Annotated in this window: 22 protein-coding genes; 17 read left to right on the top strand and 5 right to left on the bottom strand. The window is 32.5% G+C overall.

The features are described 5' to 3' along the window. The first annotated feature begins 63 nt into the window (after positions 1-63). From BUA46_RS15065 to BUA46_RS02630, 3 genes are all read left to right on the top strand, one after another. Positions 64-210, top strand: coding sequence for a hypothetical protein (locus BUA46_RS15065; protein WP_019386113.1), 147 nt, complete (start codon positions 64-66; stop codon positions 208-210). A gap of 106 nt (positions 211-316) precedes the next feature. Further along, positions 317-2,152, top strand: a complete 1,836-nt coding sequence (locus BUA46_RS02635) for a tetratricopeptide repeat-containing sensor histidine kinase (RefSeq protein WP_019386114.1) — start codon at positions 317-319, stop codon at positions 2,150-2,152. Positions 2,153-2,161: 9 nt separating this feature from the next. After that, a complete protein-coding gene (locus BUA46_RS02630) occupies positions 2,162-2,836 on the top strand; it encodes a response regulator (RefSeq protein ID WP_019386115.1) in 675 nt (224 codons plus the stop codon). 259 nt (positions 2,837-3,095) lie between these two features. Here the strand turns inward: BUA46_RS02630 and BUA46_RS02625 are convergent, their stop codons facing one another. Then, positions 3,096-3,599 carry a DUF456 domain-containing protein gene (locus BUA46_RS02625; protein WP_019386117.1) on the bottom strand — a complete coding sequence of 168 codons (504 nt, stop codon included), beginning with the start codon at positions 3,597-3,599 and terminating at the stop codon, positions 3,096-3,098. 144 nt (positions 3,600-3,743) lie between these two features. Between BUA46_RS02625 and BUA46_RS02620 the strand changes: the two genes are divergently transcribed. The 3 genes from BUA46_RS02620 (at position 3,744) to BUA46_RS02610 (ending at position 6,320) form a co-directional block, all read left to right on the top strand. Then, a complete protein-coding gene (locus tag BUA46_RS02620; RefSeq protein ID WP_019386118.1) occupies positions 3,744-4,106 on the top strand; it encodes a BlaI/MecI/CopY family transcriptional regulator in 363 nt (120 codons plus the stop codon). A gap of 2 nt (positions 4,107-4,108) precedes the next feature. Further along, entirely contained in the window at positions 4,109-5,731 is a 1,623-nt protein-coding gene (locus tag BUA46_RS02615) for a M56 family metallopeptidase (RefSeq protein ID WP_019386119.1), read from the top strand. Positions 5,732-5,843: 112 nt separating this feature from the next. Next, positions 5,844-6,320, top strand: coding sequence for an energy transducer TonB (locus tag BUA46_RS02610; protein ID WP_019386120.1), 477 nt, complete (start codon positions 5,844-5,846; stop codon positions 6,318-6,320). A 128-nt stretch (positions 6,321-6,448) separates the two neighbouring features. Here BUA46_RS02610 and BUA46_RS02605 read toward each other — a convergent pair whose 3' ends face one another. From BUA46_RS02605 to BUA46_RS02595, 3 genes are read right to left on the bottom strand one after another with little or no spacing between them, the layout of a single operon-like run. Further along, entirely contained in the window at positions 6,449-7,183 is a 735-nt protein-coding gene (locus tag BUA46_RS02605) for a Bax inhibitor-1/YccA family protein (RefSeq protein ID WP_019386121.1), read from the bottom strand. A gap of 20 nt (positions 7,184-7,203) precedes the next feature. After that, a complete protein-coding gene (locus tag BUA46_RS02600; RefSeq protein ID WP_019386122.1) occupies positions 7,204-8,346 on the bottom strand; it encodes a glycosyltransferase family 2 protein in 1,143 nt (380 codons plus the stop codon). Further along, a complete protein-coding gene (locus tag BUA46_RS02595; protein WP_019386123.1) occupies positions 8,343-9,317 on the bottom strand; it encodes a lysylphosphatidylglycerol synthase domain-containing protein in 975 nt (324 codons plus the stop codon). Before BUA46_RS02595 ends, BUA46_RS02600 begins: the two co-directional genes overlap by 4 nt. Positions 9,318-9,347: 30 nt before the next feature. Here BUA46_RS02595 and BUA46_RS02590 point away from each other — a divergent pair, with 30 nt between their 5' ends. From BUA46_RS02590 to BUA46_RS02555, 8 genes are all read left to right on the top strand, one after another. Continuing rightward, a complete protein-coding gene (locus tag BUA46_RS02590; RefSeq protein WP_019386124.1) occupies positions 9,348-9,989 on the top strand; it encodes a porin family protein in 642 nt (213 codons plus the stop codon). Next, the gene (gene ruvC, locus BUA46_RS02585) at positions 9,982-10,536 is read left to right on the top strand and encodes a crossover junction endodeoxyribonuclease RuvC (RefSeq protein WP_019386125.1); all 555 of its coding nucleotides are present in this window, start codon (positions 9,982-9,984) and stop codon (positions 10,534-10,536) included. The genes BUA46_RS02590 and ruvC overlap by 8 nt, the downstream gene beginning before the upstream one ends. Then, positions 10,536-11,687, top strand: a complete 1,152-nt coding sequence (hemW, locus tag BUA46_RS02580) for a radical SAM family heme chaperone HemW (protein WP_019386126.1) — start codon at positions 10,536-10,538, stop codon at positions 11,685-11,687. The genes ruvC and hemW overlap by 1 nt, the downstream gene beginning before the upstream one ends. Continuing rightward, a complete protein-coding gene (locus BUA46_RS02575) occupies positions 11,684-12,433 on the top strand; it encodes a cyclase family protein (protein WP_019386127.1) in 750 nt (249 codons plus the stop codon). The genes hemW and BUA46_RS02575 overlap by 4 nt, the downstream gene beginning before the upstream one ends. Next, complete coding sequence (locus tag BUA46_RS02570) at positions 12,434-13,042, top strand: DUF4230 domain-containing protein (RefSeq protein WP_019386128.1); 609 nt, start codon at positions 12,434-12,436, stop codon at positions 13,040-13,042. It begins immediately after the preceding gene. Further along, complete coding sequence (locus tag BUA46_RS02565; RefSeq protein WP_019386129.1) at positions 13,042-13,407, top strand: MmcQ/YjbR family DNA-binding protein; 366 nt, start codon at positions 13,042-13,044, stop codon at positions 13,405-13,407. Before BUA46_RS02570 ends, BUA46_RS02565 begins: the two co-directional genes overlap by 1 nt. Positions 13,408-13,563: 156 nt before the next feature. Next, positions 13,564-14,391 carry a hypothetical protein gene (locus tag BUA46_RS02560; protein WP_019386130.1) on the top strand — a complete coding sequence of 276 codons (828 nt, stop codon included), beginning with the start codon at positions 13,564-13,566 and terminating at the stop codon, positions 14,389-14,391. Positions 14,392-14,509: 118 nt separating this feature from the next. Then, positions 14,510-15,088, top strand: a complete 579-nt coding sequence (locus BUA46_RS02555; RefSeq protein ID WP_019386131.1) for a PhnA domain-containing protein — start codon at positions 14,510-14,512, stop codon at positions 15,086-15,088. Here BUA46_RS02555 and BUA46_RS02550 read toward each other — a convergent pair. Next, on the bottom strand, positions 15,085-15,930 hold the full coding sequence (locus BUA46_RS02550) for an AraC family transcriptional regulator (protein ID WP_019386132.1): 846 nt from the start codon (positions 15,928-15,930) through the stop codon (positions 15,085-15,087). The genes BUA46_RS02555 and BUA46_RS02550 overlap by 4 nt on opposite strands. A 157-nt stretch (positions 15,931-16,087) precedes the next feature. On the opposite strand from BUA46_RS02550, the gene BUA46_RS02545 reads away from it, so the two are divergent. From BUA46_RS02545 to BUA46_RS02535, 3 genes are all read left to right on the top strand, one after another. Continuing rightward, positions 16,088-17,017 (top strand): dihydrodipicolinate synthase family protein, encoded by a 930-nt coding sequence (locus tag BUA46_RS02545; protein WP_019386133.1) that lies wholly within the window; start codon positions 16,088-16,090, stop codon positions 17,015-17,017. Between the two features lie 73 nt (positions 17,018-17,090). Next, entirely contained in the window at positions 17,091-17,399 is a 309-nt protein-coding gene (locus BUA46_RS02540; protein ID WP_019386134.1) for a DUF1272 domain-containing protein, read from the top strand. After that, positions 17,396-18,982: an aldehyde dehydrogenase (NADP(+)) gene (locus BUA46_RS02535; protein WP_019386135.1), complete on the top strand. Its 1,587-nt coding sequence runs from the start codon at positions 17,396-17,398 to the stop codon at positions 18,980-18,982. Before BUA46_RS02540 ends, BUA46_RS02535 begins: the two co-directional genes overlap by 4 nt. The last annotated feature ends 10 nt before the right edge of the window (positions 18,983-18,992 follow it).

Here is an 18,992-nt window from a genome sequence, read left to right as displayed (position 1 = left end):
TCTTAGTAACATTTTTTATTTAAAAAATTTAGAAAACTGTATAACCTTAAAATTTGAATACATATGAAAACCCTAAAAATTACACTAATTTTAGCATTATTTTTTGTCTCTTTAACTTCTTGTACTAAGCAGGACTTAACCGAAGATGATATCCAAGTAGCTCCAGATACTGAAGTAGTTTCTTATACTGGCGGTGGAGTTGATGACTAGGATTTTTAAAATAATATTTAAAGCCCTTCACTTCATAGTCAAGGGCTTTTTTTTACGCTAATTCGAAAATTATAAATACATTTGATGAAATAGCAAATTCATTTTTTTGAAATCTTTATTTTCTTTATTAATTCTCTTGCATTGCTTCTTTTATTCTAATGGTCAATCGGAAACCAGAATAAAAGCTATTGATTCCATTACTCAGAATGTTCTAAAATCTAATATAAAAGATTCGCTTACTATTGCAAATGCTAATTTTACAATTGGTGAACATTACCGATACAGTTACTTGGCAGATAGCTCCTATTACTATTATCATAAAGCCGAGAAATATTACGAAAAACTTGGTGAAAAACTTCAATTAGCACGCACGCTTTATGGTATTGCTGTAATCCAAAAAAATGAAAAAGATTTAACAGGCAGTGAATTAACATCCATTAGAGCGATAGCATTATTAGAGACTTTAGTCGAAACTAATGAGGTAAGAAAGTATAAATCGTTTATATTTAACAATTTGGGGTTAGTATTGGATCAATTAGGACAGCAAGAGGAATCTATCGAATATTATAAAAAATCTTTAAAATTAAAAAGGAATCTTAAAGGTAATAATGCAAATACAATTGACAATTCTGTTAACAATTTAGCATTATCGTATAAAAATGCGGGAAACTATAACTTATCAATTAAAACTTATCAAGAATTATTAGCGAATGAAAATTTAAAAAATGTAAGGCCAGATTTCTACGCACTTGTTTTAAACAATTACGCACATACCTTATATCTTTCTGAACAGCACGAAGAATTACCAGAATTATATTTTGAAGCTTTAAAAATAACTGATAGTGTAAATCCTAACGGGTATAATTCTATTATAATTAATCAACATTTAGCGGAATATTTCTTTAACTCTGGGAATAAGGATTCTGCAAAATACTATGCTTATAGGGCAAAAGAAATTTCAGAGGAATATCATAATGACGACTTGCTAAAATCCTTATTCCTACTCTCAACAATTGAAGAAGGTGAAGAATCTGCAAAACATTTAAAAGCATACATTAAACTCAACGATAGTTTACAAAAAAGTGAACGTGCTATTAGAAATAAGTTTGCCAGAATTCGTTTTGAAACCAATCAAATTGAACAAGAAAATATAAAAATTACGAAAGAACGATTTTGGCTTTTTATCATATCTGTAATTGTAATATTATCGTCTTTTCTGCTGTATCTGGTAATTACCCAACGCATAAAAAATAAAGAATTACAATTTATTCAAAAACAACAAGAAACAAACGAAGAGATTTATAATCTCATGTTATCGCAGAATGAAAGTATTGAGGAGGCCAGAACCATGGAGAAAAAAAGAATTTCTGAAGAACTACACGATGGTGTTCTCGGGCGATTATTTGGAACACGTTTAAGTTTAGATAGTTTAAATATGAGTAATAGTGATGAGGCTATTAAAACACGAAGTCAATACATAGACAAACTCAAAACCATTGAAGACGATATAAGAAAAGTGTCTCATGAGTTAAATACCGATTTTGTTTCAGGATCTGGATTTATAGATATCATAAAAACATTAATAGAAACCCAAGCCATTGCTTATCAACTCGATTTTAAATTAGAACATAATGATGATATCAATTGGGATTCTGTAAGTAATAAAAAGAAAATACATATTTACAGAATAATTCAAGAAACTCTCCACAACATATATAAACATGCCCAAGCATCACAGGTAAAAATTAGTTTTCAATTAAAAAATAATGTAATTTGCTTGATGATTGAAGATGATGGTTCTGGTTTTGATGTAAACAAAGCAAAATCAGGCATTGGTTTAAAAAACATGAATTCTAGAATAAAAGAAATTAACGGAAGTTTACAAATAACATCCCAAATTGAAGTTGGAACAACGGTAAGTATTGAAGTTCCCATTCCCTAAAAACTAATTATGTCAGAAAAAATAAAGATACTTATGATTGATGACCATCCCATGATTATTGAAGGTTATCAAAATACTTTACTCTTTACAAAGAAGGACAATCAAGAATTAGAAATCGACATTGCTAATAATTGTGATGAAGCCGTGCTTTATATGGATAAATCTATTAAAAATGAAAGACCATATAATGTGTTGTTTGTTGATATAAGCTTGCCACCATCAACCGATGGATCTATGAGTTCTGGTGAAGATTTAGCTGAGTATGCTCGAAAAATATTGCCAAAAGCTAAAATTATTATTTTAACCATGTTTAATGAATCCTTTAGAATTCACAATATCATTAAAACTATTGATCCGGAGGGATTCATGATTAAAAGCGATCTTACTTCTAGTGAACTTGCAAGTGCTTTTCAAGCTGTTTTAAATAACCCTCCATTTTATAGTGGAACCGTTAACAGCCATATTAGAAAAACAATTACAAGTGATATTGTAATAGACGATAAAAACAGAAAGATTTTATATCTGTTATCACAAGGTGTGAAAACAAAAAATTTAGCGACACATTTAGATATTTCATTAAGTGCCATTGAAAAAAGAAAAAAACAGCTCAGAGAGATTTTTGATGTTAACGATGGGCAAGATGAAACCCTACTAAATGAGGCTAGAAAAAAAGGATTTGTGTAGTAAGTACTACAGAATGCAAAAAAAAGTGATTTTTTTTAAAAAAAATCACTTTTTTTTTTGGCTCGGAACCCTTGCTATACCTCAAAACTACGAAGAGTCCGTAAAGTTGCTGTGGGTTTCCCGCAGTTCGAAAACAATAGTTATGTTTAGATTTGACTATCAACACTTCAAAAAAATTAATTAATCCCTCAATTTTTTTGTTGATAATAGCAATTTACAAAACCCTGTGGAGGTGAGAGACCCACAGGGTTTCTTCTTTTTATAAGTGAAATAAAGCATCTTTATAGTCCCATAGAATACCAATGTACAGGCCGAGGTATATGACGGCAACAACAAACTTTATAAAAGTTGAAGTTAAGAACCCAATAAAAGAGCCAAAAGCTGCTTTTGTTGCAGTTCTAGAATCACTTTTATTAATTAATTCACCAACTAAAGCACCTATAAACGGACCGATAATGATACCACCAGGAATAGGAGCTAATAGACCAACAATAAGTCCAATCGTCGTGCCAATCATACCGTATCTAGTACCGCCAAATCGTTTAGTGCCTAAGGCAGGAATAATATAATCTAGCAGCCAAATAAATAAAGCAATAATCAAAGTAATTATTAAAAACGACTGATCTACAGGAATGGCATCTGTAAAATGAAGTACCAACAGACCAACCCAACTAGTGAGTGGTCCAGGCAATACGGGTATAAAACTGCCTATAATTCCTAAAAACATTAAAAGGGCAGCAATGATAATTAAAATAATATCCATTAAAAAAGTTTAAGTTATTCAATAAGTTAGACTAAAAATCATGCCAATTGTTACATCTTTAAACTAAAAAATTAGTTTAAACTAATTTTTTAGTTATATTTGTGTAACTAAAAGTTTAGTTGAATAATTTAATAGTTTAGAATTATGAAGCAACTTACAAAAGCAGAAGAAGATATTATGCAAATACTTTGGCAACTAAAAAAGGCCAATGTAAAAGCCATTATTGAAGAATTTCCTGAGCCAAAACCAGCGTATAACACAGTTTCAACAATTGTTAGAATTTTAGAAAGTAAGGGTTTCGTTGATTACGAAAAGAAAGGTAAAGGGCATGTGTATTTTCCGCTTATTGCGAAACAAGATTACAGCAACCAATCAATAAATAAATTGGTAGATAATTATTTTCAAGGTTCTTTTAAAAGTATGGTGTCGTTTTTTGTGAAGAAAAATGATATGAATGTAAAGGACTTAGAGTCGGTTTTAAATGAAATCAACAAAAAAGAATTGTAAGCATGTTAAATTATATCATACAAATAGTTGCTTTTCAATTATTCTTTATAATTGTGTTTGATGTTTTTCTTAAAAAAGAAACGTTTTTTAATTGGAACAGGGCATATTTACTGGTAACCGCCTTACTTTCTCTGATTTTACCATTTATTAAAATAAGTAGTTTTAAACATATTATATCCAAAGAATACATCATCAATTTACCAGAAATTATAATTGGTAATTCAACACCAGCTGAATTACCAATTACAGAATTAACACAATTTGCAACAGAAGAAAAATCCTTTGTTACTTGGGAGTTTATTTTTTATCTAGGATTATTTGTTGCCTTTATTTTATTTTTAGTTAAACTTAGTAAGATTCTGTTTTTACTTAAAAATAATCCGAAACAACTTGAAAGCAATTTTTATGTGGTTAGCTTGTTAAAAAGCAACATGGCCTTTTCGTTTTTTAACTATATATTTTTAGGTGAGCTACTTAAGAAAGAAGAACGAGCGGCAGTTTTAAAGCACGAAATAGTGCATGTAAAACAAAAACACACTTTAGATTTATTGTTTTTTGAGCTATTACGAATTCTGTTTTGGTTTAATCCGCTGGTATACATGTACCAAAATAGAATCATGTCGTTACATGAATATATAGCCGATGCACAGGCAGTAAAAAGTCAAAGTAAAAACGCGTATTATCAAAACTTGTTATCACAAGTATTTGAGACTAGAAATATTTCATTCATCAATCCATTTTTTAAAAAATCATTAATCAAAAAACGAATCATTATGTTACAAAAAACAAAATCAAAACAGGTTAGCTTATTTAAGTATGTTTTAATTGTTCCAATTGTTTTTGGAATGTTAATTTATACTTCTTGTCTTGATGCTACTAATAACAAAGAGGATAGCGTTAGTGTAAATCAAGAACTTAAAAATGAAACGCCATTAATCAAAAAAATTAAGGCTTTAAAAAACCAAATTCAAAAGCAAGGTAACTTGAACGACCATGAAGAGAAAGGCTTAAGGTTGTTATTGAATACAGCTAAAGGCAGAGAATTTAATCAGGCATTGTTAGATGAGGTTACTGCTTATACTTCCCAAAAAACAGAGTCTGAATTAGTAGGGAAGATAGTTGCTGTTTTTGAACAAATTCAGGTACAAGGACATATTAGCGAAGGCGAAGATGTTGCACTTAAAAGTTTACTGGTTTTAACAAGTGAAGATGGTTTTAACGATCCGTTTTTTGCCGATGTGATTAAGTATGTAGATATCCCTTTTGCAATTATAGATCAGCCACCCGTATTTCTAGGTTGTGAAAATTTACCAGCAAATGAACAAAAGAAATGTATGTCGAAAAACATTTCAATGCATGTTAATAATAATTTTAATACCAAATTAGCAGATAGCCTAAAATTAACCGGCAGACAGCGCATAAACGTTATTTTTAAAATAAGTAATACGGGTGATATTGTAGATGTTCGTTCTAGAGCACCACACCCTGGTTTAGAGGCCGAAGCTATTCGTGTTATTAATACACTGCCTAAATTTACACCAGGTGAACATCAAGGTAAAAAAGTAAATGTACCTTATTCTTTACCAATTATTTTTGAAATAGCAGAGAAGAAATCAAAACAATAAAAGACAATTTAGTTGTAATCTTTTTTAAAAACCGAAGGCCATCCTTCGGTTTTTGCTTTTTTGAGTATATAAAATCTAAAAAAATTGTATTTTTCGGTTTCAGTTGCAATCCATGAGGAACCTCTTAGTTTTAATAGTCATTTTATCATGCACTTCGTGTGAATATTTTAATGTAAAAAAAACATCTTCTGAAGCTATTCTGAATGAAGAACTGCAAACCTTTAATTGGAATGATGTGGACGAATATCCAAATTTTTCTGCTTGCGATTCTTCTGAAACTAAAGCTGAAAAAACTCGTTGTTTTCAACAAACGATAACGACAACTATTGCCAATTTTTTAGAAGCGGAGCGTATTGTAGTTTCTGAAGATATTCATGATACCTTGATGCTCAAATTTATAGTATCTCAAAAAGGTGAGTTGGCTTTAATACATGCTAAAATTGATTCCCTCACACTTCAAGAAATTCCAAATATTAAAGATTTACTTGAAAATAGTTTAGATAGTTTACCCAAATTATTTCCTGCAATAAAGCGCGGACAACAAGTGACTACCGAATTTAAAATTCCTGTTGTTATTCAAGTGAATTAAAATCACTCTAAAATGTACTACTGCCACAAATTGAAGCTGCGTTAGGGATTGCAAAGGAAAGCCCACAGCGAGGTACGAGCGAGGACTTGTATTGTAAAGCCCGACCCTTTGGGTAACGCCATAAAAATTTAAAACTTAATAGCTAGTTTTCGCATGAGCCTTAGCACTTCCATATACAACCAAACCAATGTAACGAGAAGACCCCAGGTAGCGAGCCATTCTTTGTATTTGGGCGATTTGTTTTTATGGCGCTCTATATAATCGAAGTCGAGTAAAAGCGATAACGACGCGAATATGGCAGCGAGTATATTGAATATTATGGCTGGCCATGAGGTACCCCAAATGAATACTTTTATGCCGAAAAAACTTAAAATCCATGAGATAATATAGATTACGAAAATACTAGCTGCTGCTGTGATAATAACACTTCTAAGTTTTTTAGTAACTACGATAATTCTGGTTTGATAAAGTACTAGCATTACAATAAACGTAATGATGGTAATACCGATGGCTTGATATGGTAAATTAGGAAATTGGGCATGTGCATAAACTGTCATGGCGCCTAGAAAAAAGCCTTTGGCGATGGCATACATGGGCACTAAAATATGTGCCCAATGCTGGCGCACGGAAATAACAATACTAATAATTATAGCCGCTAACATACCACCTAAAGAATACCATTTTATGGGTGCTCCGGTAGCATGAAGTTTCCACATGCCAATAGAAATAATAACTATTATAGTAATGGAAAGCATAGATTTAATGAAAATTCCAGTAACCGTCATTGTTTTTTGTGAGGCACTTTTACCTCCAAAAAAGTGATTGGTAAATGCGGGGTTTGAAGTTTTGTTGAATAAATCCATAAGAGATAAAACTACTAAAATTATTTTTTAAAATGTCGCCCTTTCCATTTATAGCCTTTAAAGCCTGATAAAACGGCAATATAAACACTAAAAAAAGGATATAAAACGAAGCCGAAAATATATGTTATAAGCAGGTGTTTTTGATTGAAAAAGACAGCCGATTTATAAATTAAATAAAAATCGATGCTAAACTTGATAAACAATACATAAAAGAACGATTTGAAACTTATAATTTTTAGAAGTGAAAATATTAAACCTACTAAAACTGACGCATTCATCAGTAAAACGATTAAGCCTGTGAGTTTTCCAAACCAATTGTTATATGCGGTAGTTTTTGCTGCCCATCTCAATCGTTGGGCTTTTAAATCGTTCCATGTAGGTTGAGGTTGGGTTGTTACTATGGCTTTTTTACATTTTAGATAGTGTGTTTGTTTGGGGTATGTCTTCACTATTTTTTCGAGAAGAAAAATATCGTCGCCGCTAGCAATATTGGTATTTCCATTAAAGCCGTTTACTTCAATAAATGTCTCTTTTTTATAAGCCAAATTTGCACCGTTGCACAAAAATGGTTTTTTAAGTCCGAAACCGCCAATTGTGGCGCCTTGTAAACTTAACATGTCAAGAATTTGAAAGCGATTTAAAAACGAGCTATTATCGTCATAAATAACAGGTGCAGCGATAAAACGCGGACTATGGTTTTGAATAAAATCGTTGAAACTATCTAACCATAATTTTGGTAATTGGCAGTCGGCATCGGTGGTAATTATCCAGTCATATTGCGCCTTTTGTATTGCAGAAGTTATGGCATCTTTTTTAGGTGAATTCGTTAATCTTTGGTTAGAAATAATTTTAAAATTGATTTGAACACCATGCTCTGATTGCGTAATGACGAATCCACTTTTTATAATTTCAACAGACGAATCTTCTGAAGCATCATCAATAAAAATAACTTCGAATAATTCTGATGGATAGTCTAATTTAATAATGGAATCGATTAATTTTTGCAAATTATCGGCTTCATTTCTAAACGGAATTAAAATTGAAAACTTCGTCTGTTTCGCAAGGTTTTGTGGTTTGTACTCTGGTATTTTATTAAAGCCAAAAACAAAGCTTCCAATTAGAATAAGGTAAATGATGGTTATAATTGTAAAAATTAAAATCATTGTTCACTTTTGGTTTTAGGTAGTTTAAAACGCAGCACGTAATAACTTCCAATAATACTTGGTAGTACAAAGTTCAATATCCACATGAGAGTAATGATTGCAAGTATAACTATTTCGTTAATTCCTGCCAGCGAAAATAAATAAACCGCCACACTTCCTTTTATAACCACATCAAAAATAAAAATAGTAGGTACTATTGATGCTAATAGATACATGGACGTAATAATGGTCATAGCGTCTATATAATTTAACTCAACATGAAATATCTGCAACAGAACATAGAATTGAAATGAGAAAATTAAATACCTAAGTAATGACAATAGAAATCCGGCTAACAATTTAGTTTTAGGATATCTAAAAACAAAATGCTTGATTTTATCAATTGAAAACCCTTTTATTTTAAATTTATCTGAAGTTATACCAAAGCTGATTAGAATAACGGCAATAACAACTAACACTATGAATTTTGATATCCGGAAATAATTGATATCCGGATTATATTTTGAGATATAATAGTAAAATCCGATGATACCTATTAACAAGGTAACGCTCATCTGCAGCATATTACTCATCAGGTTTACGAGCAGAATTCGTTTTCTTAAGTTTGAAATGAAGTAAATAGCTTTAGCGCCATATTCTCCAATTCGGTTAGGTGTAAAAAGCGAGGCAGTTAAAGAGCCTAAACTTTGCTGAATCGCATTTTTAAATTGGATGGGCATCACATAACTAACCAGGGTTTTCCATTTTAGAATTTCAAAAAACCAATTAAAAAAGCTTAAAATCAGTAAAAAAATGATGTTTTTTACCGAAAACGTGTTGTTTTTGCTTAAAAGTTGAATAAATTCGGAAAAACTTAAATGATTGTTAGTTGCTAATTTTTGGTAGATAAAATAAAATGCTCCAACTACAATGCTTAATTTGATTAGCACAAAAAAGAATTGTTTAGTTTTGTATGGTAACGCGTATATCATTGCTGTTGCAAATTAAATTAATATTACCACATGACCTTAGATTTTAAATTGAATCGCCATTTTTGGTTTGTTTTCATGTTTCTGTTTTACAGTTTTTCAAGTTTTTCTCAAAGTGACACGAGAAAAGTTAAAGCACAATTTGCATTGGGAGTAAATAACCCTTCAACCAATGGATTTGTTAGCGATTTTGAAGCGAATACTATTAATTTTCCGACTATTAATTTGGGTCTACAATATATGTTAAAGTCGCCATTTGGAGCTAAATTAGATTTTGGCTTTAACCGATTTTCTAACATAAACAACACACCCGAGTTCAAAGTGAATTATTCTCGAATCAATTTGCAAGTAGTTTTTGATGGGTCGAGTATTTTTAATATTTCAAATAAAATAGGCACTTTTATTCATGCGGGACCAGGGTTTTCTATGGTGAAGCCTTTAGGGAATTACGGAGATAATAATCTGTCGTATTTAAATGTTTTGGGAGGTCTTGAGGTCCATTATGGCATTTCAGATAAACTTTCTATTTATATTGACGCCTCATACATAAAAGGATTTAGTGATAATTTTAACCCGGAATCGAATGGTTTTGGCTCGTTTAACGGAGATTTATTAACCATAACCATTGGCGCATCTATTTCGTTGAGTGGTTGCTATTATTGCGAAAATGACTAAAGAAAAAATAATATTGGGTATAGATCCAGGAACAACTATTATGGGTTTCGGACTCATAAAAGTGGTAGGTAAGACCATGCAATTTATGCAGCTTAATGAATTGGATTTAAAAAAGTACGACGACCATTATTTAAAGTTAAAACTCATTTTTGAACGCACCATAGAACTTATTGATACTCATAACCCCGATGAAATAGCTATTGAAGCGCCTTTTTATGGAAAGAATGTACAAAGTATGTTAAAGTTGGGGAGAGCACAAGGCGTTGCCATGGCAGCTGGATTAAGCAGAGAAATACCTATTACAGAATACTTACCTAAAAAAATAAAAATGGCTATTACAGGAAATGGTAATGCCAGTAAAGAGCAAGTGGCAAAAATGCTTCAAAGTTTATTAGGGTTAAAAACCTTACCAAAGAATTTAGATGCTACTGATGGTTTAGCGGCAGCGGTTTGTCATTTTTATAATTCGGGAAGAATTGAAGTAGGTAAGAGTTACTCTGGCTGGAACGCTTTTGTGAAGCAGAATGAAGATAGAGTTAAAAAATAATGGCCGGAATCTACATTCATATCCCATTTTGCAAGCAAGCTTGCCATTATTGTGATTTTCATTTTTCGACATCTTTAAAAAAGAAAGACGAACTTCTTCAGGCACTTATTCAAGAACTGGTATTAAGAAAAGGTGAATTAAAAAATATTAGCGTTGAAACTATTTATTTTGGTGGAGGAACACCAAGTCTTTTATCAATTAATGAACTTAAATTGTTGATTGATTCTGTTTTCAAAAACTATACAGTAGTTGAGAATCCAGAAATAACTTTAGAAGCAAACCCAGATGATTTAATAACAGTTCAGGGGCAATCAAAAACTATTTTTGAAGAATATAAATCCATCGGAATAAACCGATTGTCAATAGGCATTCAATCGTTTTTTGAGCGCGATTTAAAATTGATGAATCGTGCACATAATGCACATGAAGCTAAAGATTGTTTGACATTAGCAACCAAGTATTTTGATAATATATCTGTTGATTTAATATATGGAATTCCAGGTTTAACAAATAACGAGTGGATTGAAAACATTGATACCGTTCTCGCATTTAACATTCCTCATATTTCATGTTATGCTCTTACAGTTGAACCAAAAACTGCTTTAGAATCTTTCATAAAAAAAGGATTAATTGATAATGTTGATGATGATTTGGCTCAAGAACAATTCAATATTCTTGTTGATAAGTTAGAAGCAAATGGGTTCGTAAACTATGAGCTTTCCAACTTTGGGAAATCAAATTATTTTAGCAAAAACAATTCTGCATATTGGCAAGGGAAACCTTATCTAGGTATAGGTCCATCAGCACATTCTTTTAACGGTGACCAACGAAGTTGGAACGTGTCTAATAATACAAAGTACATAAAATCCATTCAATTAAATGAGTTGCCAAGAGAAGTAGAAATACTCTCAAAAACAGATAAGTTTAATGAATACATCATGACAGGTCTGCGTACCATTTGGGGTGTTTCACTTGAAAAGGTTGAGGAAAATTTTGGTATAACTTATAAAAATCACCTTTTACAGCAGGCAGAAATTTATATTAAGGAACAATTATTGTATATTGAAAAAGACAATTTATTAACTACAAAAAAAGGTAAATTTTTAAGTGATGGAATCGCTTCAAACCTTTTTAAAATTAATTTAATTTGATTGCAACAATACAATACAATTCTAGAAAATTACAAATAGATTTATCACAGCCATTAGATATTTCCATGCCACTTAAGTCGTCAAAAGATAATGTGAATGCATGGTATGTCGATGCTCCAGTTATAGAACCTGTTAAGGATGACGAATGGATAGCTTCTGTAAAAGATGGTGCGTGTATTAATTTTAATAACATTCATTTTAATCCACATGCGCACGGTACACACACCGAATGTGTAGGGCATATTACAGAAGAGGTGCACTCCATAAATCAAAATTTAAAGACATTTTTTTTCCTAGCTGAAGTCATTACTGTTGCGCCAGAACAGGAAAATGGCGATAGCGTTATTTCACAAAAACAAATTCAATTCGCTTTAGGGAATAAAAAGCGAGATGCTGTTATCTTAAGAACTATCCCAAATACAAAAAGTAAATTATCGCGTCAATATTCAAATACCAATTGGCCGTATTTAAAAGAAGATGCTGTAAAATTCTTAGTAAATAAAGGCATTAAACATTTGCTCATAGATTTACCAAGTATTGACAAAGAAAAAGATGAATGCGAATTATTGGGACACAATGCATTTTGGAATACTACTGGTAAACTACGTATGGATGCCACAATCACCGAGTTAATTTACGTGTCAAATCAAATAGAAGATGGCGAGTATTTCTTGAATTTACAAGTCGCACCATTTGAAAACGACGCAGCACCAAGTAAACCTGTTTTATATAAAGTATTGAGTTAAATGGAAATGTTCTTAGCTGTTATCATTACGATTTTAGTAACATTAGGTGTTGTTACCGTAATAAAATCTATAAAGAAAAAACAACTGGTAAATTCGCAGTCTACAATTCTTTTAGATAAAATTAAAAAAGTATGTAAATTCATTACTGTTGAAGGCGATTTTGCCGAAATTTACCATTATGAGGACGTTAAAGAACGTTTCTTAAAACTCCTTTCAAGCCGAAAAAAAGCACTCGTTGTTATCAATGCTAAAGCACATGTAGGGTATGATTTATCTAAGATTGAATTACAGGCAGATAATGATAAAAAGAAAATTATATTAAAGCACTTTCCGCAACCTGAAGTTCTTTCAATAGAAACCAACCTCAATTATTATGATAAAACCGAAGGTTATTTTAATAGGTTTGAAGCAAGGGATTTAACAGGGCTACATAAAGAGGCAAAACAACATATTCAGGATAAAATTCCGGAAAGTGGTCTTATAGAAGTTGCTCAAAAAGAAGCCTTAGAAACTATATTGCTTATTGAAACTATAGTTGAAACAATAGGGTGGAAACTGGATTATACAGCTTTAGAAATAGATTCGACAAGCACTAAAAAACTTCAATAATGAATATTGAACAAATTCGCGACTTTTGCTTGAGTAAAAAGGGAACTAGCGAAGATTTCCCGTTTGATGAGGACACTTTAGTTTTTAAAGTATTAGGTAAGATGTTTGCGCTCATTTCTTTAAAGAAGTGGGAAAGTGGTGAAGCTGCCATAAATTTAAAAGCGGACCCGGAGTATTCTGAAGAACTTAGAGCCTCGCATAATAGTATCCGTCCTGGATTTCACATGAGCAAAAAGCACTGGAATACGTTATATCTGCACGAAGGCGAATTACAACCTCAGTTAATTTTAGACTTAATAAATCATTCTTACGATATGGTTGTAAAAGGCATGCCTAAAAAACTAAGAGATCAATTGAAGCAATAATTAATTTGTAATTATCTAATAATCAATTATTTTTTGTTGTATATTTAGGTTCTCTCAATTCCCTATTTACATTTCGTAGCATAATCATTACCGCCTCAAAATCTTAAAGTAGAATTTATTTTAATCAATAATATTAACTTTAATTTTTAACAGATTATGAAAACAACCAATCGATTTTTTACAGCGTTTGCTGCTGCAATATTGCTGTTTAGTACAATTACAATTTCTGCACAAGATGAAGCCCCAAAAGGACCACAGTATGTCGTAATGACTACTTTACATTGGAATATGGATATCGAAGATTTTAATAAGGACGAATGGAAAGCCACTGAAAAAGAATACATGGATAAAGTAACTAAAAAGAACGAGCATATTATGTCTGCTGGTTTTTACTTGCACAGTATCACACCGGATAATACCGAGTTAGTGTATGTGCAGGCATTTCCAAGTTGGAACGCTATTGATTTAGCCTCTAAAAGAAATGGAGAGTTAGCGAGAGAAGCTTGGGCTGATGACGATGCTAGAAAAGCTTTTTTTGATAAACAAAATGCTTATTATACATCGATGCATTCCGATGAAATTTATGCCACTATGGCCAACGCTAAAGCTGTAAACGAAGTGAAAGATGGTAGTATCGTTTATGTACGTACAAGTCATTTCAACTTTCCAAAAGATGGCTCAAATGCCGAGTTTAATGAAACCTTTAAAGAATACGTTGAAAATGTAACTCATAAAAACGAATACATTAAAGGTTATTATCCTATGTCGCATGCCTATGGAGCTGACGGACGTGAATTTATAGAAGCTTATTTTTTAGATTCATTATCAGATATGGATAAAATGTTCGACAAAAATGGCGAGCTTTATAATGCACACTGGAAAGACGAAGCAGCTAGAAAAAAAATGGACGAAAAAGGAGGGAAATACTTTACGGGAGTTCATGGTGACGCGGTTTATAGTGTAGTTCCAGAACTTCGAAAATAAAATAAATTGACTTTAATGATTAAAAAGGATGCTTTCGCATCCTTTTTTTATTGTTATGGCTAGAATTTGTTCAACTTTGCATTTAATCTTATCATTGCAAAAATTTATCTAACTACTTATGAGTGTTCTTCAAACTTTACAAGAAAGAAGTAATAATACCTGCGAATTATGTACTTCTAACGAAGAATTAAAGCAGTACACCATTCCACCATCTTTGAATGAAAATGTGGATAACGATGTGTTGGTTTGTAAAACCTGTTTGGGTCAAATTAATGGCGACCAAGATATGGATCCAAACCATTGGCGATGTTTAAATGATAGTATGTGGAACGAACATGTAGCGGTTCAAATTATGGCGTGGAGAATGCTTCAAAGACTTCGTAACGAAGGTTGGCCAAAAGATTTGCTAGATATGATGTATTTAGATGATGAAGCTTTAGCGTTGGCGAGAGCAACTGGAGAAGACAAAGACGAAAGCGAAAAAATTATCCATCGAGACATTAACGGTGTTATACTTGAAAATGGTGATAGTGTTGTACTTGTAAAAGATCTTAAAGTAAAAGGTTCGAGTATGGTGGCAAAACAAGGTACTGCAGTTAGAAACATTCGTTTAGATTATGAAAACGATAAATACATTGAAGGTAAAGTTGGCGCTCAACAAATTGTAATTATTACAGAATACGTCAAGAAAATTTAATAAGCAATCTTTTTAAATTCCGAGGGATTACAGCTTTTCAAAGCTTTAAATTGCCGGTTGAAATTAGACATGTTGTTAAACCCAACTTGTTCTGCAATTTCCGTAATCGTTTGTTCGTCTTTAGCTTGTAATATACGACAAGCATGCTCTATTCTCAACTCGTTTAAAAACTGAATGTAGGTTTTATTAGTTCGCTTTTTAAAATATTTACAAAAGGCATTTTTAGTCATGTTCACTACATTCGAAATTTGATTTAATGTGATTTCTTCTTTATAATTATTCATGGTGTATTCAAAAATAGCGCGCATGCGTTCTCCTTCATTATCCGAATACGTTTTGTCATAAATAAAAGAAGATAAACTTCTACCTTGAGATTTTGCAGTAATTTTTAAAATATGAAGTAGTATCAAAAACCTATTAAACTTACTTTCCTTTTCAAGCTGAAAAAACAAAACTTTCAATTTTTTTAGATTGCTAGAAACTTTAAAACCATGTTTAGCACGTTTAAAAAAAGATTGTAAAGCTTTTAATTCCACCAGATTAAAGAAGTCTGTTCCAAACGATTCTTTAGTAAAAAACAAGGATATCATGTGCGATGGTACGGTTTTGTGCAAATCACTTTTAAACACATGCGGAATATGACTACCAATAATAAATGCATCATTTTCAGCATACTCATTTATTGAATCTCCAACAACTAAGGTGCCTTTGCCTTCAACAATAAAACTAATTTGAATCTCTTTATGCTGATGCAATTTATCGTAAAACGTAGTGCCATAATCAACTTGATAAATAAGAGCATCTTCTTCAGGTTTCGGTATTTTAAATGGTAATACTTTCATCAAATTCAATTTACTAGAAATTAAAATTACACAAATAATATTCAATTATAATATAATTTTATATTAATTGGATAATATAGTATGTATTCTGAATAACAAACTATTCATGAAAAACATATAACTGCATTAATTTTACAATAACAAAAAACTAATTATTATGAGTATTCAATGGAAAGGTGTCATGCCAGCAGTAATAACACCATTTACTGCACAAGATGAATTGGATTTACCACTATTCAGAAAAAATATAACTGCACAATTAAACGCAGGTGTTCATGGTATTGTTTTAGGTGGCACATTAGGAGAAGCCAGTACTTTAACAGATCAAGAACGCAGTATTTTAACCAGAGAAACCGTTGCATTGGTTAATGGTAAAGTACCTGTGCTTATGAATATTGCAGAACAAACTACTAAAGCCGCCATAAATTTAGCAAAAACAGCCGAAGAAGATGGTGCTAAAGCCCTTATGATGTTGCCACCAATGCGTTATAAAGCAAGCGATGAAGAGGTTGTTGCCTATTTTAAAGCCGTTGCCAAAAGCACTAATCTTCCGATTATGATTTACAACAATCCTGTAGATTATAAAATTGAAGTTACCCTTGATATGTTTGAAGAATTGTTAGCAGAATGTCCAAACATACAAGCCGTGAAAGAGTCTACCAGAGATACCACAAACATTACAAGAATAAAAAACAAATTTGGTGATCGTTTAGCCGTTTTGTGTGGTGTGGACACCATAGCTTTAGAGAGTTTACTTATTGGTGCCGATGGTTGGGTAGCAGGTTTAGTAGATGCATTTCCAGCCGAAACAGTAGCAATTTACGAACTTCAAAAAGCAGGTAAAATACACGAAGCTATCAAAATTTACAGATGGTTTATGCCTTTACTCGAACTCGATATCAATACAAAATTGGTGCAGTATATTAAATTCGCCGCGTCATTTACTAGTATAGGCTCTGAGCATGTTCGCGCTCCAAGATTAGTGTTACAAGGTGAAGAACGCCAAAGAATCGAAAAAATCATAACAGACGCTATTTCGGTAAGACCAAAGCTACCAAATTATAAAAATCTAAGTATTTTAGTTTAAATAATTGGGGAGCGACCGCGTATTGACGCGGGTGGGATTTTATTCAAGACTTTAATTTTTTTATTAAAGATTCATGAAGAAAAAAATTTCACTGCAACTCCTAACACAAATTGGAATGTTAGAAATAAGACCAACTTGCGAACATTGTAATAAAGCACTTCCTTATAATTCCAAGGAAGCTATGATTTGTACTTTCGAATGTACGTTTTGTAAAGACTGTGTAGATTATGTCTTGCAACTAGTATGTCCAAATTGCGGTGGCGATTTTCAACCACGGCCAATAAGACCAAGTCATTTATTATCTAAATATCCAGTGTCAGCAAAAACAGTGTATAAACCCGTTAATGTTGAAGCACATTTAAAAAGTATAAATAAAACATGATAACAGGCAAAAATTATATCGGAAACCATCTTTCAGCGCAAGGGAAAACAACTTATAAAACGTTTAACCCGCAATTAAATATTGAAAACAAGCATGTTTTTACCGAGGCAACTCCAGAAGAAATTGATAAGGCATTAAGACTTGCAAATAATGCTTTCAAGGTCTTTCAATCTGTGTCTGGAGCTAAAAAAGCGGAGTTTTTAAATGCCATAGCCGACGAAATTTTGGCTTTAGATGACGAGCTTATTAAAACCTATTGCTCAGAAACGGGATTACCAGAAGGAAGAGCACAAGGTGAGCGCGGACGTACAGTGTTTCAATTGCGAAGTTTTGCAGATTTAGTTCTAGAAGGTTCGTGGGTAGAAGCAGCAATTGATACCGCACAACCAGATAGAACACCCATGCCAAAACCAGATATTCGTAAAATGTTAACACCACTTGGTCCTGTAGTTGTTTTTGGTGCTAGTAATTTTCCATTGGCGTATTCTACTGCAGGTGGCGATACTGCGGCAGCATTGGCAGCAGGTTGCCCTGTAATAGTAAAATCGCATCCTATGCACGCAGGCACTGGAGAATTAGTGGCTAGCGCAATAATTAAAGCAGTACAAAAAACGGGAATGCCTGAAGGTGTATTTTCTAATTTGAATAGTAGTGGCATTTCGGTTGGTGAGCGTTTGGTAAAACATCCGCATGTTAAGGCGGTTGGTTTTACAGGAAGTATAAAAGGAGGAAGAGCCTTATATAATATGGCGGCACAACGCGATGAGCCCATACCCGTTTTTGCAGAAATGGGAAGTATCAATCCGGTTGTTATTTTGCCTGAAGCACTTCATGCTCGTAAAGAGTCGCTTGCTAAAACCTATGCGGGTTCCATTACATTGGGCACGGGGCAGTTTTGCACCAATCCTGGTTTAATTTTAGGCATTAAAGGAGCTGATTTAGTGGAGTTTGTTGAAATCCTTTCTGAAGAAATCATAAAAATAGACCCAACATGCATGTTGCATCCAAACATTCATCAAGCATATAACAGCAATAAAGACGCAGCCTTGTCTCATAAAGGTTTACACGTAGCGGCAGATTATAACACACAAGTCAAAAATAATTATGCTAAACAAACGGTAACCACAGTTTCAGGACAAGTATTTTTAGAAAACACACAACTACATCAAGAGGTTTTTGGGCCTTATTCTATGGTGGTTCAATGTGAAAATATTGATGAACTAGAACGTGTTATTACCAAGCTGGAAGGTCAGTTAACAGGAACTATTTTAGGGGAAGAGCGCGAACTTAGTAAATATACCAATATTGTAAACGCACTTCAAAACAGAGTGGGTCGATTAATTTTTAATGGCGTACCAACAGGAGTTGAGGTTTGCCCTTCTATGGTTCATGGAGGTCCTTATCCTGCCTCTACAGATTCGAGATTTACTGCAGTAGGCATTCATTCCATAAAGCGTTGGGTAAGACCGGTAAGTTTTCAGAATTGGCCAAATCATTTACTTCCAGATGCGTTAAAAAATGAAAATCTGCTAAATATTTCAAGATTGGTGAACAATCAAAACACAACAGATAAAATTTTATAACAAAATAAAT

The sequence above is a fragment of the Algibacter luteus genome, assembly GCF_900141715.1.
GTDB classification, from domain to species: Bacteria; Bacteroidota; Bacteroidia; order Flavobacteriales; family Flavobacteriaceae; genus Arenitalea; species Arenitalea lutea.
Note: the sequence above shows the minus strand (reverse complement) of the source record. Positions and strands in the feature narration are given on the sequence as shown.